We start from the raw sequence: 9,869 nt of genomic DNA, 5'->3' as shown, positions 1-9,869 counted from the left end.
GGCGGCCGCGCCCACGCCGGCCACGCCGGGCGTGTCCTCGCCGCCGATGCAATGGTGCAGCCGGAAGCTCAGCCGGCGCGCGCCCAGCTCGGCGCACAGCCGCGCCGGCTCCTGCGGCGGCATGCCGTCCGCGGGCGTGTGCGCGGCCATTTCATCGAGCGTCTTGCGCAGCCACGCCAGCACGGGCGCCGGCGTCTGCGGCGCGATCGTGCCGTAGTAGAGCTGCAGCAGCTCGCGCGCCAGCGGCGTCTGCCACAGCAGCCGGCCCGAGGACGCGCGCACCGCGATGCTCGCGTAGCCGAAGGCGTCCAGCGCCTGGCGCGTCTGCCGCGCCTGCCGCGCGCCCTGCAGGTGGACCTGCATGCGCGCCAGCACCGCGCGCGGATCCAGCGGCTTGGTCACGTAGTCGACGCCGCCGGCCTGCAGCGCGGCGACCAGGTGCTCGGTCTCCGTCAGCCCGGTCATGAAGATGATGGGGATGTGCGCCGTCGAGGGATCGGCCTTCAGGCGCCGCGCGACCTCGAAGCCGTCCATGCCCGGCATCATCGCGTCCAGCAGCACGATGTCGGGCCGGCCCTGCTGCACGCAGGCGAGCGCGGCCTCGCCGCTGGTCGCCGCCAGCACGATGTAGCCGTGCTCGTCCAGCGCATCGTGCAGCAGCGACAGGTTGTCCGGCACGTCGTCCACCATCAGGACACGGTCGCCCTGCTGCTGGTCCAGCAGCGCGGTCACGGCGGAAGGAAGCGGAGAGTTCATGATCACGCGGGGTTCTCGCTGCGCGCCAGGCCGCGCAGCATCGCTTCGAACTGGAACTGGCGCGCCAACGCGCGTTGCGCTTCGCAGAAAGGCCGCCACACGCTGTCGGCCGCCTCGATCGCGTCGAGCTGCTGCAGCACGCCGCGGTAGTAGCCGAGCTGCAGCGCTTCCCGCAATCCGGTCAGACGATCGGAAGGCGGCATCTCGACCCGCGCGGCAGGTGGTGGATCGGGTGTCGCGCGCTCGGGACCGACGCGCCAGGAGAGCGACAGCTGTTCGGTCAGCCAGTCCAGCAGCAGCTCGTGCCGGACCGGCTTCAGGATGAAGTCGCGCGCGGCGATGCCGGCATCGTTCTCCTGACCGCGTTCGAACGCGTTCGCCGAGACCACCGCCACCGCCGGCGCGTTCACGCCGAGATCGCCCAGCATCCGCCGCAGCCGCCGGATCGTTTCCCAGCCGTCGATGCCGGGCATCGCGAGGTCCATCAGCACCGCGTCCGGCACCCAGCCGGCGGCGACGAGATCCAACGCGTCATGGCCGCTCGAGGCATCGCGCACCGTGAAGCCGAGCGGCTCCAGCAGCTCGATCAGCAGCTGGCGGTCGTCCGATTCGTTGTCGACGATCAGCACCCGCGGCGAGACGCCGTCCAGGCCGAGACGTTCCTTGGCCGCGCGACGCATGCGCGGCGTGTCCCAGATGCGGCCGTGAAGCTCGGGCAGGAACAGCCGCACGCGGAAGGTCGAGCCGCGGCCGGGCTCGCTGGTCGCCGACATCTCACCGCCCATCAGCGCCGTGAGCATCTTGGAGATGGTCAAGCCGAGTCCGGCACCGGGCGCGCCGCCGGCACCGCTCGTGCCACCGGTTCCGCGTGCGAAGGGCTCGAAGATGCGCGCCAGCTCCGCCGCGTCCATGCCGGGGCCGGTGTCGGCGATCTCCAGCGTCGCCATCTCTCGACCGTGCCGGACGCGCAGCGTGACCTCGCCCTCGGCGGTGAACTTGATCGCGTTGCCCAGCAGGTTGATCAGGATCTGGCGCAGCCGCTGTTCGTCCGCACGCACCCATTCCGGCAGCGTGCCTTGCGGCTCGAAGCGGAAGCTCAGGCCCTTCGCCGCGGCCTGCGGCTCGAACATGTCGGCGAGTTCGCGCAGCAGCTCGTCGAAGCGCACTGGCGCCGGTTCCAGGCTCAACCGGCCGGCCTCGATGCGCGCGATGTCCAGCGTGCCGTCGATCAGCTGCATCAGATGCTCGCCGCCGCGCTTGATGACCTGCACCGCCTGCCGGCGCTGCGGCGGCAGCGAGGCGTCCGCCGCCATCAGCTGCGCGTAGCCGAGGATGCTGTTCAGCGGCGTGCGCAGCTCATGGCTGATGGTGCTGATGTAGCGGCTCTTGGCCTGGTTGGCGGCCTCGGCCGCGGCCTGCGCGCGCTCGGCCTGCAGGCGCGCGCCCTGCAGGGCCTCGTCGGTGCGGCGGTGGGAGGCGATCTCGCGCATCAGCGCCTGCGTCTGCCGCATCGATTCCTCCTGCGCGACCACGCGGCTCTGGTGCGCCAGCACCAGCCACCACGCGACGGTCCCCGCCACGAGCAGCAGCGCGAAGAAGGCCTTCAGCATGCCCGCCTTCAGGCTGGCGCGGAGCGCGTCCTGCGCGGCGGCGTCGATCAGCGGGAGCTGCTGCAGCTGCTGGTGATAGAGCAGCCCGAACAGCGTCGCCAGCAGCGGCGTGATCACCAGCATCAGCAGCAGGTAGTGACCGAGGCCGGTGTCGATGTAGCGCCAGCTGCGCTGCGGCAGCACGCGGCGCAGCGCGGCCGTCCATTGCGCGGACAGGCTTGCGTGGGGCTTGCAGAGGTCGCCGCAACGCGCGTCCAGCGTGCAGCACAGCGAGCAGATCGGCCCGCGGTAGGCCGGGCAGTGGGCCATGTCCGGGCCTTCGTAGTCGCGTTCGCAGATCACGCAGCGGCGAACGCCGTCGGCGCTCTCCGTCTGGAAGCCGGCGGCTTCGATCTCCGCCAGCGGCCGCGCGAGGTAGTAGCGTCCCTTCGTTGCCCACGCGATCAAGGGCGCGGTGACCAGCGCCGTCACCATCGCGATCGCGGCCGACCACGCCTGTGCCAGGTCGCCCATCATCCCGAGATGCGCCGCCACCGACAGCACCGAGGCCAGCGCCATCGCGCCGACGCCGACCGGGTTCACGTCGTACAGGTGGGCGCGTTTGAACTCGATGCCCGGCGGCGACAGGCCCAGCGGCTTGTTGATCACCAGGTCGGCGACGACGGCCATGATCCACGCGATGGCGATGTTGGCGTAGAGGCCGAGCACATGCCCGAGCGCCTCGAACACGTTCATCGACATCAGCATGAAGGCGATGAGCGTGTTGAACACGACCCAGACGACGCGGCCCGGGTGGCTGTGCGTCAGCCGCGAGAAGAAGTTGCTCCACGCCAGCGAGCCCGCGTAGGCGTTGGTGACGTTGATCTTGAGCTGCGAGACGACCACGAACAGCGCTGTCACCGCGACCGCCCAGCCGTACTGCGGGAACACGTACTCGTAGGCGGCGAGGTACATCTGGTTGGGATCGACCGCGCGCTCGGCGGGCACCGCGTGGCTGACGGCGAGGTAGGCCAGCAGCGCGCCGCCCAGCATCTTCAGCACGCCCAGCACGATCCAGCCCGGTCCGCCGGCCAGCACGGCGGCCCACCAGCGGAACCGGTTCTCCTTCGTCTGCCGGGGCATGAAGCGCAGGTAGTCGGCCTGCTCGCCCATCTGGGTGATGAGCGCCACGCCGACGGTCAGCGCCGCACCGAAGGCGTGCACGTCGAACGCGGCCGTGCCCGACTGTGACCCAACCTGGGTCGTGATGCCGTCGAACGCACCAGGATGAAGCCATCCGACCCAGGCGAAGGGGAGCACCAGCAGTGCCAGCCACAGCGGCTGGGTCCACAGCTGCAGACGGCTGATCGCCGAGATGCCGTGCGTCACCAGCGGGATGACGATCAGCGCGCAGATCAGGTAGCCCCACTGCGGCGGGATGTCGAGCGCCAGCTCCAGCGCATAGGCCATCACCGCCGCTTCGAGCGCGAAGAAGATGAAGGTGAAGCTCGCGTAGATCAGCGAGGTCAGCGTGGAGCCGATGTAGCCGAAGCCCGCGCCGCGGGTCAGCAGGTCCATGTCCACGCCGTGGCGGGCGGCGTAGACGCTGATCGGCAGGCCGGCCAGGAAGATGATCAGCCCGGTCGCCAGGATCGCCAGCGCGGCATTGGTCCAGCCGTAGTGCAGCAGCAGCGTGGCGCCGACGGCTTCCAGGATCAGGAAGGACGCCGCGCCGAAGGCCGTGTTGGCCACCCGCCAGGTCGACCAGCGCCGGAAGCGGTGCGGCGTGTAGCGCAGCGCGTAGTCCTCCAGCGTCTCCCTCGCCACCCAGGCGTTGTAGTCCCGCCGCAGCTTGATGATGTGCTGCGGGGCGTCTTGGGAGGGGAGGGGCGCGTCCATGGGGGCGATGGAGAAATGCATGAAACATGCCGGGACCGAGCGCGCCGGCCAGGGGACCGGGGGCCGACTTCTCCGTGTCCCTCCTTCGACTGCCTACCCGGCAGTCGAATTCCCTCCTTGACCTCCGAAGACGGCCCCCGGTCCCCTGGCCTTCGATACGCTCATGGTGTACGTCTCGTTGCACCGGCATGGGGCTTGCTAGAGAGGGATGCCATGGAACTCACGCCTCGCGAAAAAGACAAGCTGCTGATCTTCACCGCCGCGCTGCTCGCCGAGCGGCGCAAGGCGCGGGGTCTGAAGCTCAACTACCCGGAAGCCGTCGCCTTCCTCAGCGCCGCCGTCATGGAAGGCGCCCGCGACGGCAAGACCGTCGCCCAGATGATGAAGGAAGGGCGCGAGCTCCTCACCCGCGACGACGTCATGGACGGCGTGCCGGAAATGATCCCCGACATCCAGGTCGAGGCGACCTTCCCCGATGGCACCAAGCTCGTCACCGTCCACCAGCCGATCCCCTGATCGCCGCCACCCCGTTCCACCGATTCCCCCGAGGACAGCGATGACCGCACGACTCCTTCCCGCGTCCTTCACCGACGCCGCCGTGACCGCCGTCCAGGCGCTCGCCCTGACCGTCGCCGCCGTACTGCCCGTCTTCGTCTTCGCCCACACCGGCGAAGGCCTGCCGCACGACCACGGCACGCTGAGCGCCGCGGCCGCGTTCGGCGCCGGCTTCTCCCATCCGTTCACCGGCCTCGACCACCTCGCCGCGATGCTCGCCGTCGGCCTGTGGAGCGCGCTGACGCAGACCGGCCGCCGCATGCTGGCGGCGCCGTTCGCCTTCGCGGGCCTGCTGCTGGTGGGCGCGCTGGTCGGATTCGCGCTCGCCGACGAAGGTTTCCAGGTGCCAGGTGTTGAGCCGATGGTCGCCGCGTCGGTGCTGGTGCTCGGCCTGGTGGCCGCGGCGCGCTGGCGTCTCGGCGCGACGATGTCCGCCGCGCTGGTCGGCGCCTTCGCGGTCTTCCATGGTCTGGCGCACGGCGCCGAGCTGCAAGGCGGCGCCGCGCTCGCCGGCATGGTCCTGGCGACCGCGCTGCTGCATGCGGGCGGTCTCGCCATCGGCGTGAAGCTGCGCTCGCTCGCGCCGGTCTGGTCGCGTGCTGCGGGCGGCGCGATTGCGCTGCTCGGCCTGGGACTGATCGCGCGCATGGTGGTCGCATGACCGCCGGCATGACCCCCGGCACGACGCCCGGCGAGTTGCTGGTCGACGACGGCGAGCTGATGCTCAACCCGGGCCGCCGCACGCTGACGCTGACCGTGGTCAACGGCGCGGAGCGGCCCATCCAGGTCGGCTCCCACTACCACTTCGCCGAGACCAACGGCGCGCTGGTCTTCGACCGCGAAGCCGCGCGCGGCATGCGCCTGAACATCGCGTCCGGCACCGCCGTGCGCTTCGAGCCCGGCCAGCAACGCACCGTGGAGCTGGTCGACTACGCCGGCAGCCGCGAGGTCTGGGGCTTCCGCGGCCTGATCCAGGGAGCGCTCTGATGGCCCGCATCGGCAAACGCGCCTACGCCGAGATGTTCGGCCCGACCGTCGGCGACCGCGTCCGGCTGGCCGACACGGCCCTCGTCATCGAAGTCGAGCAGGACCTGACCCTGCGCGCCGGTGGCTACGGCGAGGAAGTGAAGTTCGGCGGCGGCAAGACCATCCGCGACGGCATGGCCCAGTCGCAGCGCACGCGCGCGCAGGGTGCCGTGGACACGGTGATGACCAACGCGCTGATCCTCGACCACTGGGGCATCGTCAAGGCCGACATCGGCCTGAAGGACCACCGCATCGTCGCGATCGGCAAGGCCGGCAACCCGGACACGCAGCCGGGCGTGGACATCGTCATCGGCCCCGGCACCGAGGTCATCGCCTGCGAGGGCTCGATCGTCACCGCCGGCGCGATCGATTCGCACATCCACTTCATCTGCCCGCAGCAGATCGAGGAGGCGCTGGCCAGCGGCGTGACGACGATGCTGGGCGGCGGCACCGGTCCGGCGACCGGCACCTTCGCCACCACCTGCACCCCGGGACCCTGGCACATCGAGCGCATGCTGCAGGCTGCGGACGCGTTCCCGATGAACCTGGGTTTCCTCGGCAAGGGCAACGCGAGCCGGCCGGAGGGACTGGTCGAGCAGATCGAGGCCGGCGCGATCGGCCTGAAGCTGCACGAGGACTGGGGCACGACGCCGGCGGCGATCTCCAACTGCCTGGACGTGGCCGAAGTCACCGACACGCAGGTGGCGATCCACACCGACACGCTCAACGAGAGCGGCTTCGTCGAGGACACGGTGGCCGCCTTCAAGGGCCGCACCATCCACACCTTCCACACGGAGGGCGCCGGCGGCGGCCATGCGCCCGATATCCTGAAAGTGGTCGGCGAGGCCAACGTGCTGCCGAGCTCGACCAACCCGACGCGGCCCTACACGATCAACACGCTCGACGAGCATGTCGACATGCTGATGGTGTGCCACCACCTGGACCCCGCGATCGCCGAGGACCTGGCCTTCGCCGAGAGCCGCATCCGCAAGGAGACCATCGCGGCCGAGGACATCCTGCACGACCTCGGCGCGATCAGCATGTTCAGCTCGGACTCGCAGGCGATGGGCCGCGTGGGCGAGGTGGTGCTGCGCTGCTGGCAGACCGCGCACAAGATGAAGCAGCAGCGCGGCCAGCTGCCCGGCGACAGCGATCGCCACGACAACGGCCGCGTGAAACGCTACGTCGCCAAGCTGGCGATCAATCCGGCGATCGCGCACGGCGTCAGCCACGAGGTGGGTAGCATCGAGGTCGGCAAGTGGGCCGACCTGGTGATCTGGAAGCCGGCCTTCTTCGGCGTGAAGCCCTCGCTGATCCTCAAGGGCGGCGTGATCGCGATGGCGGCGATGGGCGATCCGAACGCGTCGATCCCGACGCCGCAGCCGGTGCACTACCGGCCGATGTTCGGCAGCTTCGGCGGCTCGCTGGCGCGGGCCTCGCTGAGTTTTGTGTCGCAGGCGGCGATCGCGGCCGGCGCGCCGCAGCGCTACGGCCTGGCCAAGACCGCGGTCGCGGTGAAGGGCATCCGCGGCGTGGGCAAGAAGGACATGGTCCACAATGCCTACGCCCCGCGGATGGAGGTCGACCCCCAGACCTACGCGGTGCGCGCCGACGGCCTGCTGCTGCACTGCGAGCCCGCCTCGGTGCTTCCGATGGCGCAGCGCTACTTCCTGTTCTGAATGATCCAAGTCTCCAAACTGCTGGCCCAGGGCGCCGGCCTGGCCCCCGTGCTGCTCAAGCGCGCCGCCGCCGTGACGCTCGACTGGGACACGCGCCAGAAGAGCCGCTTCCAGGTGAGCGACAGCCAGGGCCGCGAGCTCGGCGTCTTCCTGCCGCGCGGCACCACGGTGCGCGGCGGCGACGTGCTGGTGGCCGAAGACGGCTCGCTGGTGCGCGTCGTCGCGGCGCCGCAGGCGCTGCTGCGCATCACCGCCTGCACGGCGCACGGCTCGCCCTTCGACCTGGTGCGCGCGGCGTATCACCTCGGCAACCGCCATGTCCAGATCGAGCTGAAGCCGGACCACCTCAAGATCGAGCCCGATCACGTGCTCGCCGACATGCTGCGCGCGATGCACCTGATCGTGAACGAGGTCGAGGAAGGCTTCGAGCCCGAAGCCGGCGCCTACGCGGCCGGCGGCCATGGCCACGCGCATGGGCATGACCACGGTCATTCGCATGGACACGACCACGGCAAGGAGCACGCGCACGATCACGCGCACGACCACGGTCACGATCATGGTCACAAGCCCGCTGCGAAGAAGACCATCGCGATCCAGGCCGCTGCGGCGCCGCATGTGCACGGCCCGGGCTGTGGTCACGACCACTGAGCCCGTCGTCGATCCCGTCCCGCCGCCGCTGCGGCTGACGTGGCTCGCGTCGCCGGCCTTGCCGATCGGCGCGTTCTCGTATTCGGAAGTCCTGGAGGCGGCGGTCGAGCACGGCCTCGTGCACGACGACATCAGCGCCGGCGTGTGGCTGAGCCAGCAGTTGCGGCTGCTCGCCCGCGGCGACCTCGCGGCGATCGCGCAGGGCATCGTCGCGTGGCGGGCCGGCGACGAGCCCGCGTTGTGCGAGCTCGTCCGCTGGCTGCGCACGACGCGCGATGGCGCCGAAGCGCGCCTTCAGAGCGAGCAGATGGGGCAGTCGCTGCTGGTCTGGCTGCGCGGCCAGCCGATGGCCTCACCCGCGCAGCTCGCGCTGCTCACGGCCTGCGGCGGCGGCCAGCCGATGCCCTACGCCTTCGTGATGTCGCTGGCGCTCGCGACCGTCGCCGTCCCCGTCGAGCAGGCCTTGTCGTCGCAGGCCTTCGGCTGGGCGGAGAACCAGGTGCAGGCCGCGCTCAAGGCCGTGCCGTTGGGCCAGACCGCCGGCCAGCGCGTGCTGACACGGCTGGCCTCCGAGATCCCCGCCGCGGTGGCCGAGGCCATCGCCACGCCGCCCGTGCGGCGGCAGCTGTTCGCGCCGATGCTGTCCGTCCTCGCGGCGCGCCACGAAACCCAGTACTCCCGATTGTTCCGATCATGAGCACGACCTCCACCGTCACCGCCGCCACCTCGCCGACCTCCGCGTCCGCCCTTCACCACATCCCGGGCCGCACGAAGCGGCTGCCGCCCTTGCGCGTGGGCATCGGCGGTCCGGTCGGTTCCGGCAAGACGACGCTGCTGGAGATGCTCTGCAAGGCGATGCGCGAGCGCTGGGACCTGGTCGCGATCACCAACGACATCTACACGAAGGAAGACCAGCGCCTGCTGACCATCAGCGGCGCGCTGCCCGCCGAGCGCATCCTGGGCGTGGAGACCGGCGGCTGCCCGCACACGGCGATCCGGGAGGACGCGTCGATCAACCTCGAGGCGATCGACCGCATGCTGGCCCAGTTCCCCGACGCGGACGTCGTGTTCATCGAGTCCGGCGGCGACAACCTCGCCGCGACCTTCAGCCCGGAGCTCAGCGACCTGACGATCTACGTCATCGACGTCGCCGCCGGCGAGAAGATCCCGCGCAAGGGCGGCCCCGGCATCACGAAGAGCGATCTGTTCGTGATCAACAAGACCGACCTCGCGCCGCATGTCGGCGCCAACCTCGAGGTCATGCGCGCCGACACGCAACGGATGCGGCCGACGCGGCCCTTCGTGATGACCAACCTCAAGACGCTGAGCGGCCTGGATGAGGTGGTCGCCTTCATCGAGCAGAAGGGCATGCTGGGGACCGTCTGATCCTCGCCGGTCGCCGCCGGTCGGTCGACCACGCCCGAAGGAGGGAAGAACCCGTCATGTGATCGCCGGACTGATCGGCGATGCATCCTTCGGCGTCCTTCTCCTCCGCGGTGTCCTCCTGCTCGTCCTGGGCCGACGACACCCGTCCCATCCTGCCGTCGACGTTCCCCCACGCGTCGGCCGTCGGCGAGTCCGGCGGCCCGCCGCTGTCCCCGCTGTCGCTGGTCTCCGCCGGGGCCGATGCCGACCTGATCGACGGCGCGCTCGACGCCCTGGGGCCGCGCGGCGCGGAGGACGCCGCGGCGCTCGCCCGACAGCTCGTCGGCGACTG

10 protein-coding genes are annotated in these 9,869 nt (G+C 70.6%); 8 read left to right on the top strand and 2 right to left on the bottom strand.

The features are described from left to right. Together VF536_RS24480 and VF536_RS24475 are read right to left on the bottom strand one after the other, a co-directional pair. On the bottom strand, nucleotides 1-756 hold a 756-nt coding region (locus tag VF536_RS24480), incomplete at its 3' end, for a response regulator (protein ID WP_331617546.1). A 2-nt stretch (nucleotides 757-758) separates the two neighbouring features. After that, the gene (locus tag VF536_RS24475; protein WP_414710443.1) at nucleotides 759-4,265 is read right to left on the bottom strand and encodes a hybrid sensor histidine kinase/response regulator; all 3,507 of its coding nucleotides are present in this window, start codon (nucleotides 4,263-4,265) and stop codon (nucleotides 759-761) included. Nucleotides 4,266-4,457: 192 nt separating this feature from the next. Here VF536_RS24475 and VF536_RS24470 point away from each other — a divergent pair, with 192 nt between their 5' ends. The 8 genes from VF536_RS24470 to VF536_RS24435 all read left to right on the top strand — a co-directional run. Next, the gene (locus VF536_RS24470; protein ID WP_067283776.1) at nucleotides 4,458-4,760 is read left to right on the top strand and encodes an urease subunit gamma; all 303 of its coding nucleotides are present in this window, start codon (nucleotides 4,458-4,460) and stop codon (nucleotides 4,758-4,760) included. Between the two features lie 40 nt (nucleotides 4,761-4,800). Next, nucleotides 4,801-5,460 carry a HupE/UreJ family protein gene (locus tag VF536_RS24465; protein ID WP_331617544.1) on the top strand — a complete coding sequence of 220 codons (660 nt, stop codon included), beginning with the start codon at nucleotides 4,801-4,803 and terminating at the stop codon, nucleotides 5,458-5,460. After that, entirely contained in the window at nucleotides 5,457-5,786 is a 330-nt protein-coding gene (locus VF536_RS24460) for an urease subunit beta (RefSeq protein WP_331617543.1), read from the top strand. The genes VF536_RS24465 and VF536_RS24460 overlap by 4 nt, the downstream gene beginning before the upstream one ends. Continuing rightward, the gene (ureC, locus tag VF536_RS24455) at nucleotides 5,786-7,504 is read left to right on the top strand and encodes an urease subunit alpha (protein ID WP_331617541.1); all 1,719 of its coding nucleotides are present in this window, start codon (nucleotides 5,786-5,788) and stop codon (nucleotides 7,502-7,504) included. Before VF536_RS24460 ends, ureC begins: the two co-directional genes overlap by 1 nt. Then, nucleotides 7,505-8,152, top strand: coding sequence for an urease accessory protein UreE (gene ureE, locus VF536_RS24450; RefSeq protein ID WP_331617539.1), 648 nt, complete (start codon nucleotides 7,505-7,507; stop codon nucleotides 8,150-8,152). Further along, a complete protein-coding gene (locus VF536_RS24445) occupies nucleotides 8,136-8,849 on the top strand; it encodes an urease accessory protein UreF (protein WP_331617538.1) in 714 nt (237 codons plus the stop codon). The genes ureE and VF536_RS24445 overlap by 17 nt, the downstream gene beginning before the upstream one ends. After that, on the top strand, nucleotides 8,846-9,538 hold the full coding sequence (gene ureG, locus VF536_RS24440) for an urease accessory protein UreG (protein WP_331617537.1): 693 nt from the start codon (nucleotides 8,846-8,848) through the stop codon (nucleotides 9,536-9,538). The genes VF536_RS24445 and ureG overlap by 4 nt, the downstream gene beginning before the upstream one ends. An 80-nt stretch (nucleotides 9,539-9,618) precedes the next feature. After that, nucleotides 9,619-9,869: hypothetical protein (locus VF536_RS24435; protein WP_331617536.1), on the top strand; the 251-nt coding region annotated here is incomplete at its 3' end.

Source organism: Roseateles sp., from assembly GCF_036486225.1.
Classification (GTDB): Bacteria; Pseudomonadota; Gammaproteobacteria; order Burkholderiales; family Burkholderiaceae_C; genus Roseateles.
Note: the sequence above shows the minus strand (reverse complement) of the source record. Positions and strands in the feature narration are given on the sequence as shown.

Coding starts and splice junctions, on each gene's coding strand:
- VF536_RS24475 (WP_414710443.1), bottom strand. CDS start 4,265: ATGCATTTCTCCATCGCCCCCATGGACGCGCCCCTCCCCTCCCAAGAC.
- VF536_RS24470 (WP_067283776.1), top strand. CDS start 4,458: ATGGAACTCACGCCTCGCGAAAAAGACAAGCTGCTGATCTTCACCGCC.
- VF536_RS24465 (WP_331617544.1), top strand. CDS start 4,801: ATGACCGCACGACTCCTTCCCGCGTCCTTCACCGACGCCGCCGTGACC.
- VF536_RS24460 (WP_331617543.1), top strand. CDS start 5,457: ATGACCGCCGGCATGACCCCCGGCACGACGCCCGGCGAGTTGCTGGTC.
- ureC (WP_331617541.1), top strand. CDS start 5,786: ATGGCCCGCATCGGCAAACGCGCCTACGCCGAGATGTTCGGCCCGACC.
- ureE (WP_331617539.1), top strand. CDS start 7,505: ATGATCCAAGTCTCCAAACTGCTGGCCCAGGGCGCCGGCCTGGCCCCC.
- ureG (WP_331617537.1), top strand. CDS start 8,846: ATGAGCACGACCTCCACCGTCACCGCCGCCACCTCGCCGACCTCCGCG.